General features: G+C 55.4%; 12 protein-coding genes and 1 tRNA gene. 7 read left to right on the plus strand and 6 right to left on the minus strand.

Translation table 11 applies throughout. The features are described 5' to 3' along the window. Positions 1-86: 86 nt before the first annotated feature. Positions 87-467 (plus strand): hypothetical protein, encoded by a 381-nt coding sequence (locus CRO08_RS14905; RefSeq protein WP_097036831.1) that lies wholly within the window; start codon positions 87-89, stop codon positions 465-467. Here CRO08_RS14905 and CRO08_RS14910 read toward each other — a convergent pair. Next, positions 455-1384, minus strand: coding sequence for a lysophospholipid acyltransferase family protein (locus CRO08_RS14910; RefSeq protein ID WP_097036832.1), 930 nt, complete (start codon positions 1382-1384; stop codon positions 455-457). The two genes, CRO08_RS14905 and CRO08_RS14910, sit on opposite strands and share 13 nt — an antisense overlap. Before the next feature lie 164 nt (positions 1385-1548). Between CRO08_RS14910 and CRO08_RS14915 the strand changes: the two genes are divergently transcribed. The 4 genes from CRO08_RS14915 (at position 1549) to putP (ending at position 6291) form a co-directional block, all read left to right on the plus strand. Continuing rightward, positions 1549-2382, plus strand: a complete 834-nt coding sequence (locus tag CRO08_RS14915) for a TIGR02147 family protein (protein ID WP_072812243.1) — start codon at positions 1549-1551, stop codon at positions 2380-2382. After that, positions 2375-3706, plus strand: coding sequence for a hypothetical protein (locus CRO08_RS14920; RefSeq protein ID WP_097036833.1), 1332 nt, complete (start codon positions 2375-2377; stop codon positions 3704-3706). Before CRO08_RS14915 ends, CRO08_RS14920 begins: the two co-directional genes overlap by 8 nt. Before the next feature lie 66 nt (positions 3707-3772). Continuing rightward, complete coding sequence (gene cysK / locus CRO08_RS14925; RefSeq protein WP_097036834.1) at positions 3773-4696, plus strand: cysteine synthase A; 924 nt, start codon at positions 3773-3775, stop codon at positions 4694-4696. 53 nt (positions 4697-4749) lie between these two features. Further along, complete coding sequence (gene putP / locus CRO08_RS14930; protein WP_097036835.1) at positions 4750-6291, plus strand: sodium/proline symporter PutP; 1542 nt, start codon at positions 4750-4752, stop codon at positions 6289-6291. Positions 6292-6379: 88 nt separating this feature from the next. Here putP and CRO08_RS14935 read toward each other — a convergent pair whose 3' ends face one another. Beyond that, on the minus strand, positions 6380-8941 hold the full coding sequence (locus CRO08_RS14935; protein ID WP_097036977.1) for a sialidase family protein: 2562 nt from the start codon (positions 8939-8941) through the stop codon (positions 6380-6382). A gap of 191 nt (positions 8942-9132) precedes the next feature. Between CRO08_RS14935 and CRO08_RS14940 the strand changes: the two genes are divergently transcribed. Beyond that, positions 9133-9205, plus strand: a tRNA-Gly gene (locus tag CRO08_RS14940). Positions 9206-10062: 857 nt separating this feature from the next. Here CRO08_RS14940 and CRO08_RS14950 read toward each other — a convergent pair. Then, entirely contained in the window at positions 10063-11016 is a 954-nt protein-coding gene (locus CRO08_RS14950; protein ID WP_097036837.1) for an FISUMP domain-containing protein, read from the minus strand. 390 nt (positions 11017-11406) lie between these two features. On the opposite strand from CRO08_RS14950, the gene CRO08_RS14955 reads away from it, so the two are divergent. After that, entirely contained in the window at positions 11407-12090 is a 684-nt protein-coding gene (locus CRO08_RS14955) for a hypothetical protein (protein ID WP_097036838.1), read from the plus strand. Here the strand turns inward: CRO08_RS14955 and CRO08_RS14960 are convergent. From CRO08_RS14960 to CRO08_RS14970, 3 genes are all read right to left on the minus strand, one after another. Continuing rightward, positions 12068-12973: an HAD-IIA family hydrolase gene (locus CRO08_RS14960; protein ID WP_097036839.1), complete on the minus strand. Its 906-nt coding sequence runs from the start codon at positions 12971-12973 to the stop codon at positions 12068-12070. The genes CRO08_RS14955 and CRO08_RS14960 overlap by 23 nt on opposite strands. Before the next feature lie 16 nt (positions 12974-12989). Continuing rightward, the gene (locus CRO08_RS14965; RefSeq protein ID WP_255252412.1) at positions 12990-13652 is read right to left on the minus strand and encodes a hypothetical protein; all 663 of its coding nucleotides are present in this window, start codon (positions 13650-13652) and stop codon (positions 12990-12992) included. Positions 13653-13755: 103 nt separating this feature from the next. Then, positions 13756-14667, minus strand: a complete 912-nt coding sequence (locus CRO08_RS14970; protein WP_097036840.1) for an aspartoacylase — start codon at positions 14665-14667, stop codon at positions 13756-13758. Positions 14668-14694 lie beyond the last annotated feature (27 nt).

The raw sequence follows: 14694 nt of genomic DNA on the forward strand, positions 1-14694 counted from the left end.
AGCCCAATTGTGAAAAATCCCACACAACATTACCGCAAGCGGGAAATTTTTGGTATTTTAAGGAAGAAGCCCAACAGGAGTTCCGGATGAAAAGACTTATCGCCATCGCCATGTGCGCGATTTTTGCGGGGTGCCTAGAGCCCCAGCAGGTCAAGGTAGAAATACCTGCCCAGGAGACGCACGCCAAGGCGGAATCCATTTTCGACAGCAACCTGGGCTGGACTCCGGTAAAGACAGTCAAGATTTACACGCTCGGCGAAAAGAGGGTCGAGGTGGAACAGATTGCCGTCAGCAGCAAGCAGGATATCGACAGGGCCCTGAAGGAAGGCGTCAAGCACTGGATTACGGACTCAATCTTTATACACGAATCCGCAGACTTTATACTCATCCGCGAATACAGGCGCGACGCTCCGCGGTTCTACGAATACCCGCGCAGCCAGTTCGTATTCGAGTTTCAGCCCAAGTAGATTTCGGGATTTTTAGAATAGAACCTGCGATGAGTCCAGCCGTACCAGAGGGCTGGATTTTCTTTTATGCGGGATTCGAGCCAGGCGTTGAAGGCGGGCATGACAGACAAACTATTGTTTGCTGGATTATCGCTCGGGACCTCGCCTGCAGTACCGCGCGGAACCTCGGTTGCATGGAGAATGCGGGCACCGCTCGTTTTAAACTGCCCGCAGGCATCCTCCAGCCAGCAGATATACACGGGAGTCTCGGGGCGGTGCCGGAGCAAGAATTCCGGAAGCGGGTTGTTGCGCACGGGCCTGTGCAGGAACTCGCCCTCGAGCGCGCTCGGGATTCTGCTATCCTGGTCGGCCAGCAGACAAACTAACTTCCCGTCAGCAAGCAGGCGCAAGAACTCCCGCGGGGTGCGCGCATCTACGCCGTAAGGGCGACCATCGACGGCCCGGATTCGTTTATCCAGAATGCGATTGAGCCACGCGGGCCTTAGCGGGATGTAGCTTGCCACCAGCGGGATTCCGAGGCGGCAGAGCCACGGGCCTATCGCCTCGTAGTTCCCGAAATGCGCCGTAAGAAAAATTCCGCCGGCACGCATTTTCTCGAGAACCGGGGCAGAACCTTCCGCGAGGGCAAAGTTCCAGCCGTCGATGCGGCAAGGATATGCGGAAAGATCGCGGGGCAACTTCTTGAACGAGCCGAACCGGAAAAGGATTTCGCCCGCATGGCGCGTGAGGTTGCAGATGAGCATGCGGTAGAACGTTCCCGGCTGGGAAATGCGCTGCAGGCTCCCTTCACGGGGTTCCGCGCCATCCACGTGTCGCAAGTTCGCGTACACCGTAGAGCGCTTCCACCCGCTGGAGCGGAGCACGAAACCGGCGGTTCGCGCGAACACTTTCGACATGATGGAACGGAGTACGGGCATATTACAGCAAAATATACTTAAAAATTGATATGATACGCACCGTATCATTCCCATAAAAATATTGAAAATTTTTGTCTAAAAAATTAGGTTTTTACAACAATTTTCTCATTTTTGTATCATTCCAAGTATTGCTTTTTCAAAATACAGAAGATAAATTTATAGACATGAAACCGATAACCGAATACAAGGACTACCGCAAGTTCATGCAGGACTTCTACGACGAGCGCAAGCGCACGGGCGCGTTCTCGTGGAGGGAATTCTCGAAACTTGCGGGGTTTGCATCCCCCACCTACCTCAAGCTGGTATGCGAAGGCAAGAGTGGCCTGAGCAAGGTCAAGATGTTGCAGGTTTCCAAGGCGATGGGGCTCACCGGTTACGAGGAGGAATACTTCTCGCTGCTCGTGACACTTGCCAAGGCAACCAAGGATGCCGACAAGAAGGCAACGCTGCTCAAACTGGAAAAGATTGCAGTCGAGCACAAGGTGCGCGTTGTCGATAGCGAAGCCTTCCAGTATTACGAATCCTGGAAGTACCCGGTAATTCGCGAACTTGCGCCAATGATGCCGGGAGCACAGCCGCGAAAGATTGCCGACGAGTGCAAGGAATATGTTTCCGCCGAAGAAGTCCGCGACATCCTCGCCTTCCTGGTGAAAGCAGGGTTCCTGAAGAAGGACGGCGAGAAGGCCTATTCACAGACCGAGAAGGCTGTCATCGGTTCGGCAGAAGCGCAACCTATTGCCATCCGCGCCATGCACAAGGAAATGGGCAATATGGCCGTGCGTGCGGTAGACCGCTACAGCGCAAGCGAGCGGTACTTTACCGGAATGACCATCGGCGTGAACGAATCCAACTATGCACGCATCGTCGCCGAAATCGATGCCTGCGCCAAGAAAATCGCCGCCATCGCAAACGAGGGCGGCAAACTGGACCAGGTCTATGGCCTGAACTTTCAACTTTTCCCGTTTACAAACAAGATAGAAGGAGTGAACCATGCTTAACCTCAAGAAGAATCTCTATATCGCAGGCGCGTTCGCCCTTTGCGCTCTGGCAGCCTGCTCTTCGGATAACCCCTCTTCGGCGGGCTCCACGACCATGCCGAACGCGACTGCCGAAAACAGCAGTTCTTCGGACGAGGTGACAACAAGTTCCTCGGACAACGCAATTACTAGTTCGGCAGACGAAGAAATCAACAGCAGTTCCTCCGTAAATTCTTTCGTTCCAGGTAAAGGCATCGTCTTCACGACCGCAGCCACATCGGTAAAGAAAATCAATCAGGGCGAAGTCACCGTCTACGGCAATGAAAACGGAGCGGAAGCGACCTGTTCCGCAGGCAAGTACGCCAGCACGAAGAAATACCTGGCGAGAATCAGCATTGCCGACGGTGAAACCATGGAACGGACAATCGGGTTATACAACTTCGGAAGTGCCTGCAACGATATCTACAAGGCTTTCCAGGAATCGTGCAATTCCGGCTTGGTAGATGTCGCACCAGATGCAGTATGTAGCGGGAACGGAGACTTAAAGGCTTTCTGCTACGCTTCCAAAACTGATTCCGTTACGACATGCAATGCAAGAGGCGAATGCGTCACAGCAGGGCCGGATTCCACAATCAACTTCGACACGCTTCTTGAAAGTTTCACCAAGGAATCCAACGATATCTGCGGCACCATCGCCGATGGCGTAGACTCTACAGAATACGACATTCCCAAATCAGAGCCCGACAGCAGTATCAAGGCGAATTCCGGCAGGGTATTCATCCTTGAACCTAATACAGATAAACTAGATGTTACCGATGAAGAGCGTGCGGTTCTGGACAGTCTTGCATCGGCTTTCCCGGAAAAACGCAGGATAGACGAAATCGACGGCATGACCATTTTTATCAACGACGATGCCGAATACTACTTCACGACGGAAGGCAAGAAATTCTTCCGCGAAGGTAGCTGCAGCGGAGCCATTTTCGAAGAAGAATTCGGAGTAAAAAGACATAATTATTTCAGTAACCCCTTCGGATTTATAACGGCAACAACAATCCTTTACGATAAGGCGATTGTCTACCTGGCTCGCGGAGAAAACACCCAGGATGCCCGAGACATATTCATCGCGGAATGCGAGGCGGCAAACGGTTCACTTTACGACTATCGCCCCGACGGAGTCGTTCTAGCGGTAGCATGCGCCGTCAAGAACTTCACGGAAACACCGTTCTCGACAATTGTGAGCGAACAGGCAAATTTCTGCGACATAATACATACGAAGTTTGAGCTGCCTATCCAAGATCCAATCGACCTCGACACTACTATTGTATTCGACAGCCATCAACAATAGAGCCAACTTTCAAAAAAATATACTAGATTGTTATCCGTTGCGGCACCTGTCGCGACGGAGTTTTTTATGGCAATTTTCAATAGCATTCTCGAAACCATCGGCAACACGCCGCTCGTACGCATCAACAAACTGAACAAGGGCGGGGCCGAAGTCTACGTAAAACTCGAAAGTTTCAACCCGCTCGGAAGCGCGAAGGACCGCGTGGCGTTCAACATGATTGAACGCGCCGAAAAGGAGGGCAAGCTCAAGCCGGGCGCGCTCATCATCGAGCCGACCAGCGGCAATACGGGCGTAGGCCTTGCCTACGTGGGTGCGGTGAAGGGCTACAAGGTGGTGCTCACGATGCCCGATTCCATGAGCATGGAACGCAGGCTGCTATTGAAGGCGCTTGGGGCCGAGGTCGTGCTGACCGAAGGCGCGAAGGGCATGGCGGGCTGCATCGAGAAGGCGAACGAGATTGCAGCGCAGAACCCGGGGAGTTTTATCCCGCAGCAGTTTGAGAATCCGGCAAATCCGGAAGCACACTACCTCACGACGGGCCCCGAAATCTGGCGCGATACCGACGGCAAGGTGGACGTGTTTATCGCGACGGCAGGTACCGGCGGAACAGTGAGCGGAACCGCAAAGTTCCTTAAGGAAAAGAACCCGAACGTCTACGTAATCGCGATTGAACCCGATGACTCCCCGATGATTAGCAAGGGCGTGGCGGGTCCGCACAAGATACAGGGAATCGGCGCGAACTTCATCCCGAAAATCTACGACCCGAAGGTGGTCGACGAGGTGTACCTCACCAGCACGGAGAAGGCGGGGAACGCGGCCCGCGCGGCAGCAAGCGAAGAAGGCATCTTTGTCGGGATATCGTCCGGAGCGGCTCTGGAATGCGCGTTGACGGTCGCCAAGCGCCCCGAATTCAAGGGCAAGAGAATCGTTGCGCTCCTCCCCGATACGGGCGAGCGTTACCTGAGCACCTGGCTCTGGACGGAAAAGTAGCCCGTATAGTTATATTTCAATAAACAAGTATTCGAAAATAGGAGATTCACCAAATGGTCATTACCGTATTTATCCTGTACCTGCTGATGATGCTCGGTATCGGATTCTACTTTTCCAAGAAGGCGAACAGCCTGAACGCCTACTACCTGGGCAACCGCGGTATGAACAAGTGGGTGGTCGCGATGTCCGCACAGGCCTCCGACATGAGCGGCTGGCTCTTGATGGGCCTCCCGGGCGCCATCTTCGTGAGCGGTTTCTCAGAAGCGTGGATCGGCATCGGACTTGTCATCGGCACGTACCTCAACTGGAAAATCGTGGGCCGCAGGCTCCGCAAGTACAGCCACTTCTGCGGCGACTCCATCACGCTGCCCGACTTCTTTGCGAACCGCTTCCGCGACAACAAGGGAATCATCCGCGTCATCGCCTCGATTTTCATCCTCGCGTTCTTCCTGTTCTACACGGTTTCGGGCTTTGTGGCGAGCGCTAAACTCTTCGGCACCATCTTCAACATGAACTACACCACGGGCCTTATCATCGGTGCGGTCGTCGTGGTGAGCTACACCTTCATGGGCGGCTTCTTCGCCGTCTGCTGGACCGACTTTATCCAGGCGACCATGATGCTCATCGCCGTCATCGCCATTCCCTCGATTATCATGGCCGGTTCGGGCGGTTTTGCTGCCACCATGGATGCCGTGAACGCGCAGAACCCCTACCTGATGAGCCTGTTCACCAACGCCACCACCGGCAAGTCCATCGGGCTTATCGCGTTGATTTCAAGCCTCGCGTGGGGCCTCGGCTACTTCGGCATGCCGCACATCCTGGTGCGCTTCATGAGCATCAAGAACGCCGAAGACATCAAGTTCTCGCGCCGCGTTGCCATGACCTGGGTCACCATCTGCCTCGGTGCCGCAATCATGATTGCAATCCTCGGCCGCTACTACGTGGAAGCGAACGGCATTACCGTCGCCGACCCGGAACGCATCTTCATGATTCTCTGCCAGGCGCTCTGCCACCCGGCGATTGCCGCCATCCTCATGGCCGCTATCCTTGCCGCCATCATGAGTACGGCCGACTCGCAATTGCTGGTTTCGGCATCTGCCTTCAGTAACGACCTCTACAAGCACCTGTTCCGCAAGAATGCGAGCAACAAGGAAGTCATGTGGGTGAGCCGCGGCGTCGTGGTGCTCATTACCTTGATTGCGGTCATTGTCGCCATGCAGGGCGCTCCCAGCGCCGACGGTGTCAAGGAAGGCAAGAGCTTTCTCGACGTGGTGATGAGCCTCGTGAGCTTTGCCTGGGGCGGATTTGGCGCCACCTTCGGCCCGATTATGCTCCTTGCCCTGTTCTGGAAGCGTACCACGCTTCCGGGCGCCATCGCGGGCATGCTCGTGGGTGGCATCACCACCTTCGTGTGGAAGTTCTACCTCTCCGGATTCTCCGCCGAAATCTTCCAGATTTACGAACTCGTGCCCGGCTTCGTGCTTAGCTTTGCGACCATCGTAATCGTGAGCCTCTGCACCAAGGCCCCGAGCAAGGAAATTCAGGAAGAGTTTGACCAAGTGGAAAACACGCGCCTCTCCGATATGAAGCTGTAATCCACCGAAAAGGCTTTAGCATTTATTTCATTTGAAAAACACCCTGCGTAAAAGCAGGGTGTTTTGTTTTTACATTGAGGTAAATAAACTATTTCAGCGTCACGAACTTGTTCGCAAGCACCTTCCCACGGGCATCAAGCAGCTTTGCCACATAGCGGCCCGCAGGGATTTTTTCAAGCGAAACGTGCGCGAGCCCTGCCACCTGCTTGGAAAGCACCGCCTTGCCCGTCACGGCGAATAGCGAGAGCGTACTGCCCGCAGGCGCCGTCACGTGGAGCATACGTTTTTCCAACTGCAGGGACGGCACGAAGTTCGCCACCTGGCGTGCAGCACGAACCGTAACGAATTCCGTACCTTCGGGCGCTCCGACAATCGTCCCGCGGCCCACGGTGCTCATGTACACCACACCGAAGTTGTTCATGTCGCCCTGCACAAAGTTCCCGTTACCCGGGCCGCCGAACTGGTGCTTGTCGTCGTTGATGCGTTCGAAAGTCTTGCACTTGTCGGTACTGCGGTAGATTCCAATCGGGTCGCCTTCCTTCGCGGCACCCCAGATAAATATCGTCTCGTAGTCGGCTCCTTCCTTGGCCTTGCCGATACCCACCGCGATGGCTGTCTTCGCGCCTTCGCAGCGCGTCCAGTCCTTGCCGCCGTTCTCGCTGTAGGCAAGGCCGTTCTCGCTGAAGCCCTTCGGGAGCCACATCTGCGCCTGGTCCATCGGGACCCACACGTGGCCTTCCCTGCCCGGCACCGTGCGGATGAGGCCGCCGCCGTTGTAGTATTCGCCCGCAGCGTCGTTCTGCAGGCGCGCGCCGTATTTCGCGAAGCTCTTGCCGCCGTCGTCGGAGCGGTACAGGTTCGCCTGCGCATCCATCACGTAGAACACATCCGGATTCACGGGGTCGGCGACAATGCGGGAATTCTGCGTCTGCCCGCCGTCGAGTTCCACCGCGGTCCAGGTCGCGCCGTTATCGGCGGAGCGGTACGTGGTCGAACCCATCTCGGGGCGGTGCAACATCACCTTGCCGTCGGCAGAGAGCACCACCATACCCTTCGGGCCCTTGAGCGTCGTCTTCACGCTGTCCCAAGTCTTGCCCATGTCGTCACTGCGGTACATCACGTTGTAGTTGATGCTCTCGTACTGGCCGTAGACCGTAATCACGCCCGTGCGCAGCAGGCTTCCGCTGAGCGGCGCGAACGCCATGCTCTCTGTGGAGCCGACCGTCGGCGTGTGCCTCTGGGCGCTCGCGTTGATATCGGTATAGACGGCGCCGTCATAGTCGCCAATCGCGGTCACCAGCGGGCCGCCCGGAATGCTCACGATATCAAGCGGGACAGTCTCCTCGATGCCGCGGGACATGAACTTCCACACGGGCACCTTCGCGGTGATGTCGTCGGTCATGAATATGCCGTTGCCGCTCGTGACCCATGCCTGCTTGTTGTCGAACGGGTTAATCTCGAGCGAGCCCGCCCAGTGGATGGCGTTGCCCGGAATCCAGTCCGTGCCGTTCGCGTCGATGTTGATGCCGTCACCGTAATGCTGCCCGTGAATCCACGTCTTGCCGCAATCCGTGGTCGTGTAGATGCGGTCGCCGTAGTTGTCGCGCTCCTCGCCCTTCGCGTTCTTCGCGAGGTGACGCCCCGTGTACTTGCCGAGCGTCGAGACCACGATATGCTTCGGATCCTTCGGGTCGATGGAAATGCCACCGTAAGAACTATAGTCCTTCTCGTAGGTGGTGGGGCTCTGCTCGTGCGTCACCGAATCGCTCGGGGTGATATCTTCCCACGTGCCGCCCGCAATGTTGTACTTGTAGACAGCGCCGCTGCTGATGTTGTGCGGGCCCGGACCGTCGGCGTAGGTGATGTACATGTCGCCACCCACAATCTTCGCGCGGTGGGGCATCAGGTTCGCGGGGCCACCCGATACGGTCTTCCACGTGGCACCGCCATCGTTACTCACCTGCAGGTTGTCCTTCGTTTCGGAGATGCCGATGTAAATCGTCTTGGTCGAGCCGTCGGCATTCGTGCCCTGCGCCTCGTCGAACATCACGAAACTGATACCGTTCACGTTGGTGAGGCTGTTCCCTTCGGCATTGGAAAGCGCGACCTTGTAGGCGCTCGTCCACGTCTTGCCGTAGTCGCTGCTCTTGTAGAGGCCCTTCGTGCGGCTCCCGCAGAAGATAATGTTCGGCTTGTTCGGGTCCACCGCGAGCTTTTCGCCGGTCTGGCGTCCCATGCCGTTGCCGTGGGCGAGCATTTCCACGTAGCTCGTGTCCCAGGTGGCACCGTAGTCCTCGCTCCGTAGCACAGCGGTGCGGCCCTGGCTAAAGTAGCCCGTCCCGCCGAGCACGTAGATGCGCTTCGGGTCGGTCGGGTCGAGCGCGAACGCCTCGGTGCCGTACAGGCCCTTGTCGTTCTCCGAGATCCAGTCCATCAGCGGGATCCACCTCTTGTTCTCGAAATCGAAACGGTAGATGCCACCCACGTCGGTACGCGCATAGAGCACATTTTCGGCCTTCGGGTGGAAGATCACCGCCGACACGAAGCCGCCACCATCGAAGCGGACATTGCCCCAGTTGTAGTTTTCGGCCTGCGAAAGGCCCGCACCCGCCGCGACCAGCGCAGCACCCAGCATCAATTTTTCGAACATATTCTTACCAAACATAAAGGTACAACACCCCCATACACCGTACATGAAAATATATTATTGGGCTCCGGTGTGCCACGAAATGCGGCAAGGGCGCCCCAAAAGCGTTTATGCAAACACAACAAGGCAAAAATCGCCCCAAATTTCCAGAATCCCTTTACAAAACGGCCTTTTTTATTAAATTTGGAACATTCGCGGGAGTAGCTCAGTTGGTAGAGCGCGACCTTCCCAAGGTCGATGTCGAGGGTTCGAGACCCTTTTCCCGCTCTAAAAAAGAAAAGCCACCCAATGGGTGGTTTTCTTTTTTATGGGTCGGGAGAAAAAGGTGGCGAGAACCCTCGAAGAGGGTTCGGCACAAAAGTGCCGTGGGCACGAAGTGGCCATGAAATAGGCACTTTTTGAGCTTGATGCGAGCCTGCGAGCATCGAGCCCGTAGGGTTGACAATCAGCCGCGTAGCGGTGTCTGATTGGCAACAAACCCTTTTCCCGCTCGAAAAGAAGACGCCTTCACGGTTTCTTTTTTTTGTTTTGACGGGGGAAGTCTCCCCCTGGCTTCCATCGCCAGTCCCAGTGACAAAGGTCCCTGAGCCTGTCGAAGGGCCGCCACCCCCACGCCTAGGTGGCTCTGCCCCCTAAAACCCCCGAATGTCACCCTGGAGCCTGTCATTCTGGAGCCACGTAGTGGCGATAGAATCCATTGTTTCTTGATAATTATGTTTGCTTCGAGGGGCATTTCGCACGCAGACAAAATCACTTCGTTCCATTGTCTGCTTAGCAAAACGCCCCTCTCCACAAAGAATCACGAGAGGGGTTCTGGAACGGGACCGCTTATTGCAGGAACATGCAAGAATCAGGTACTGCGAAAGCCTTGTGATTGTTAATCACTGCGGCCTTCGCGAACCGCGGGTTTCGTATTAAACTGCAGGAAGATATTTTATTCGGCTTGATTTTCAACCATCACACAACGGACAGAGAAACCAGATATCTTTGATTGGAAACCCGAGCTAATTCGTGATTCTGAAGCATTCGTACTTCCACATGAAGCTCTCATTTCTTTTTCATATTGTTCAAGTGGGTAGAACCAAAAAGCTCCATCATTCAATCGTTCAAACCCCCCATCAGCATTACGAGCCCCCCCCCCCGACAAGGCTGAAACCAGTATCATTACTACCACCGAACCCAAATGTAGAACGAGTTCCCTTTACTCCATCCTTATTTCCATTGCTGTTTATGATAAATTTGAAATCATCGGCAGTCATCAAGCGCCAGCCATCCGGGCAGATTCCCTGGTGATTCGGCTTGATCTGATCGGCGCAGCTCTTGGTGTTGCATTCGCTAGGCAGCTGCATCATCTCGGCCCACTGGTACAGGGCTCCGTAATAATAGCAGTTGAGCGTATCGTCATCATAGCAATAACGCTCGATCTTAGAGTCATCTTTCTGGTCTTTAAAACCCCAAACCATTTCACCGATGTTTAGGTTTTCGACCATTGCATAGATAAAAGTCGAAGAATTGTTATTTTCAAATTTTAAGTACTTATACGTCCGATTATTGCGAGTGTCGGTAAATTCAAGACATCCACCATGAGCGTTACAACTAAAAGGCCACCATTCCTCATCAGTTCCCCACGGATTTTCAATACTGCTACTGGACTCACTCGAGCTCGATTTTGCAGAGCTACTCGACTTCGCCGAACTGCTAGACGCGACACTAGAAGAAGACTTCACCGAGCTGCTGCTCGACTTCACGCTGCTGCTCGACACAGACGAGGAACTCGATTTCGCGCTCGACGAAGACTTCGCGGAACTGCTACTCGACAGATCCTCGCCCCCTTCGGCTGAGCTCAGGGCAGGCTCCGCCGAGGATGACGAACGCACCGAGCTGCTGGATCCTATCGTTCCTTCGGAACTCCAGGATGACGACATGGGTTCGTCGTCACGCGGGGCGAAACTGCTGTCGTCATCGCCGCAAGCCGCCAAAAGAGCAAGTGCAAAAGCAATGGCAAAAACCAAAACGCTAGTAAAAGATTGCTTCATCGCAGCGCTACTCGCAAAGACATGTCCAATGCCGTTTTTCATCAGAAGTTCCTCCTAGAACCATAATGCTGACAATTTAACAAAAATCCTAGCAATCTTCGGGTTAAAAAAAGCCAATTTTGCGAAAAATGGGTACCAAATGGGAGTCTTTCGCCTGTTTTGGTACCCAATTTCAAGAACAACGTAATTGCTCCGTGAACCAACTGAAGACAAAACAAGCACAAATCAATCCCGACTGGGTATCAAAAAGCCTTTTTCCTGCTGTTTAGTACCCTCATGCAATCAATTTTCAACCTCACTCACTTAAATTTCGCCCTCCACGCCACATACAAACTAACAATTTGGGTACCAAATGGTGTAAATTCGGGCGGTTTGGTACCCAATTTCGGGAATTTAAACGAGATTAGGCTACTTATTTTCTATCATTGTCGCATGCATTTCCGCAAAAACGTTTTCAGCATCTTCGCAGCGACCATCATGCTCACCGCATTCTGCGCAAGCCAGAGCGCCGCCGAAGAGGAAAAATCCCTGTGGCAGCGTTTCGTCGACTGGTTCAAGCCCGCACCCTCGCTCGAAGGCGAAGGCCCGCTTTACGACGAGCTGCGCGAACTGGAAACCCAGATTGACCGCATCGAAGGACGCTACTCGCGCGAACGCAGGCCCGGCAACAAGACCCGCCTGAAAAAGGAAATGGAAGACCTCAAGACAAAGCGCGAAAAGCTTATCGACAAGATCCGCGAAGAGGAAAAGGCCAAGAAGAACGCGCAGGGCACCACGGCAAACAGTGCAGCCACTCCGGCAAGTTCCGCAAACAACGCGCCGACAAACAGCGCCCCTTTGACAGACGCTTCGACAGGTGCTTCGGCAAGCTCAGCATACCACTCAGTATCCTTATCACAGACGGTCTGCGCACACGACACCGTCTTCGTGCGCGACACGGTCATCGTTCACGATACGTTGTACGTAATAGTTTCAGGTAAGCCCGGCGAGCAGCAGGCACCCGCAGCGCAGTCCAATACTGCGCAGCCCACCGGAAAAGCCTCCCCCGCAGATTCTGGCGCGGTTCAGCCCACGACAGCACCCGCGGGTTCCGCTACGGTTCCAGGTAATAAGTAGGCCTCACGCCCAGCAGTTTCTCGTCGGCATCAAGTTCTGCCGCCGGCTCATTGCGCCCGACAACAAGCGCGCTATCGAAACCCGCGACATACGCGCCGTAGACATCCGTCCCGAGCGTATCGCCAATCATAACCGCTTTCGCGCCCTCGGGCAAAGTCGCGCGGACCTTCTGCCAGATGCCGGGGAAAGGCTTGCCGAAGTATTCCGCAGCGCAACCCGTCTCCCGGCGCAGGCGTTCGCAAAGTTCGCCCGAGACAGGCGCGCGAGTCCCGTCAATCCGCGGGGCCCACGCATCCGGGTTCAAGACAAGCAGCAGCGCTCCGGGCCGGCGCAAGATAGCTACCGCCTGCGCGTACATCTCGTCCGTCGCCGTCGAAGAAGAAATCGCCACCACGGGCGAAACCGGATTCTCCACGGCAGCAATCCCGCATTCGGCGAGCACGTTCACGCCCGTCGCACGCCCGATATAAAAGACCTCGCGACCTGCACCAAAAGGCGAGCCGCCCGCAGGCAGGCCCGACAGCCAGCCCTTCAGCAGGCTACCGGAAGAAATCGTTTCTGCGACGGTGAAATCGAACCCGCGGGCATCCGCCTCTTCGGCGAGGGCCTGGTCCAGATTCGATGCCGCATTCGTAACCAAGCGAATTTGCTTTCCTGCACGCCTCAGCGCGCCAAACCACTCCTTCGCGCCTGGGTACACGAAGTCGCCCCGGTTATAGAGCGTGCCGTAACCGTCAAAACAGAAGGCATCGTAGCAGTCGAGGATATCGGAGAGGCGCACGCGCGACGGTTCCCCATCGGGGCTAGTACGGCCCGAAAAAGCGCCCGACTTTTCGACAAGCGCGCGGTACCGCCCGTATATTTCGAGTTCGAGAGCTTCCATCGGCAGGCGAAATACGCTAGGCGTCGCTTCTCAATATGCCGTAGTCACGCCCTTCCACAGGAATTACCAACTGCATCTTGGAAAGCGTACCGATATACTTCTTGAACACGGACTTGAAATCCTCGCCCAAAACCTCTTCGTCGTCGTTTTCAAGGTTGTAGGCCACGTAGCTCCCGTCCGCAAAGATGCTTATGCAGCAATCCCAGGTAATGTCGCCTTCCTGTTCTTCCTGGTCGTCGTCGCGGTCCTGGCTTTCGAGCATGAGCATCGGGCGCGGAGCCGGGATTGCCTCCGCATGGCCGTTCTCATAGACAAAGTAATTGCGGCTGATGAGTTCGTGTTCCAGCGCCATCGTAGAAGGCTCACGTTCAAACTCGCCACGCAGGCGGCGGATGTTTCCGAGGTCGTCCTCGTAGGGGTCCTCGAAATCCTTCGGGAGCACAATCTGGTAGTAGTCGAACTGCTTGCCGCTCGCAGCATACGTGTCCTTCCATGCCTGCGGAGGTTCGGGGCGCAACGTCAAGAAGTCCTCGAAAGAATCAAGAATATCGTGAAGGCGCGATTCCCAGCCTTCACCCCTCTGAGCCTCAATCAACTGCATCAGGTTGCCCAGGCGCTCTTCGCCCGAGATGGAAGAAAGTTCCTCGCCCGGCACGCCACTCATGTCAAAGTCTTGCATACTCTTCTCTTTTCAAATCAAACATTCATTCCTAGATCCTTCGACTTCGAGGCTTCGCCTCGGAGTTTACCCTGAGCTTGTCGAATGGGCTCAGGATGACACCTTACCACATTTCCACGCTCTTCACGGTCAGGCTCATCGCGATGTCCTTCTCGTAGTACGCGGGCTCGTTGATGAAGATGGGCCACACGCTCTCGCGCCCGTCGGCCTCGCCTTCGTACAGAATGTCCTTCCCGTCGAAGGTGCGGAACAGTTTGTCGCCCTTCTTAAGTTCGCGATAATCCGCTCCAAGCAAATCGGGGTGGATCATCGCCTCGATGGGGGCGCCCGCCCATGCCTTCGGGTAACCGAGGTCGCGCAACTGCGTGTAGACTTCCACCTGGATAGGGGCGCGCTTCTGCAGTTCCCCGCGGTTCCATTCGTCCGCAAGTTCCAGGTAACGCTTCACCAGTTTTTCCGCCTGTTCAAAGAGGCGGGCATCCAGCGTGCCGTGCTGCTGCGGGCCAATTTCAATGCACACGTCCGCCTTCGCGACCGTGCCAAAGTAGGGCGACGCACTGCGCTCCTCCGGCTGGTAGTAAATCCAGGCGTCATCGAATTCCTGTGTCAAGACGGCGGAGGCCTTCATCGTGAACGGGTCACGCGCCGAAAGAATCAGGCACAGCCCCATGTTCGAGCCCGTATTGTGCACGTCGAGCAACAGGTCGGTCTTCGTGTTTGCGCCCTTCGGGCCGTAAATGCGGTTCAGTTCGCGCGCACGCCTAAACTCGTACTGTTGCGGTTCAAGAGAAGCGTCGAGACAGACCTGCGAAAAGGAACGGTTCAAATCAAAATCGCGATAACGCCGGTTAAGCCGCATGGCCTCCGGGTTCGCAAGTACCAGCGAAACATCTGCGCTGGGGCAGCACGCGCCGTAGCATTCGGGGCACGCCATCCACTTCTCGACCAAGCGAACACCCGTCCGCTCGTTCCCGTGCGTCCCGCCAGCAACGACAATTTTGCGAATTAAGCTCATGTAATATATTATAGTAATTTCTACATT

Source organism: Fibrobacter sp. UWT3, from assembly GCF_900230125.1.
In the GTDB taxonomy this organism is placed as follows: domain Bacteria; phylum Fibrobacterota; class Fibrobacteria; order Fibrobacterales; family Fibrobacteraceae; genus Fibrobacter.

Bases quoted from the DNA above. Each gene is read 5' to 3' on its own strand.
- CRO08_RS14905 (WP_097036831.1), top strand. From the start codon at position 87: ATGAAAAGACTTATCGCCATCGCCATGTGCGCGATTTTTGCGGGGTGC.
- CRO08_RS14910 (WP_097036832.1), bottom strand. From the start codon at position 1,384: ATGCCCGTACTCCGTTCCATCATGTCGAAAGTGTTCGCGCGAACCGCC.
- CRO08_RS14915 (WP_072812243.1), top strand. From the start codon at position 1,549: ATGAAACCGATAACCGAATACAAGGACTACCGCAAGTTCATGCAGGAC.
- CRO08_RS14920 (WP_097036833.1), top strand. From the start codon at position 2,375: ATGCTTAACCTCAAGAAGAATCTCTATATCGCAGGCGCGTTCGCCCTT.
- cysK (WP_097036834.1), top strand. From the start codon at position 3,773: ATGGCAATTTTCAATAGCATTCTCGAAACCATCGGCAACACGCCGCTC.
- putP (WP_097036835.1), top strand. From the start codon at position 4,750: ATGGTCATTACCGTATTTATCCTGTACCTGCTGATGATGCTCGGTATC.
- CRO08_RS14935 (WP_097036977.1), bottom strand. From the start codon at position 8,941: ATGTTCGAAAAATTGATGCTGGGTGCTGCGCTGGTCGCGGCGGGTGCG.
- CRO08_RS14950 (WP_097036837.1), bottom strand. From the start codon at position 11,016: ATGAAAAACGGCATTGGACATGTCTTTGCGAGTAGCGCTGCGATGAAG.
- CRO08_RS14955 (WP_097036838.1), top strand. From the start codon at position 11,407: ATGCATTTCCGCAAAAACGTTTTCAGCATCTTCGCAGCGACCATCATG.
- CRO08_RS14960 (WP_097036839.1), bottom strand. From the start codon at position 12,973: ATGGAAGCTCTCGAACTCGAAATATACGGGCGGTACCGCGCGCTTGTC.
- CRO08_RS14965 (WP_255252412.1), bottom strand. From the start codon at position 13,652: ATGCAAGACTTTGACATGAGTGGCGTGCCGGGCGAGGAACTTTCTTCC.
- CRO08_RS14970 (WP_097036840.1), bottom strand. From the start codon at position 14,667: ATGAGCTTAATTCGCAAAATTGTCGTTGCTGGCGGGACGCACGGGAAC.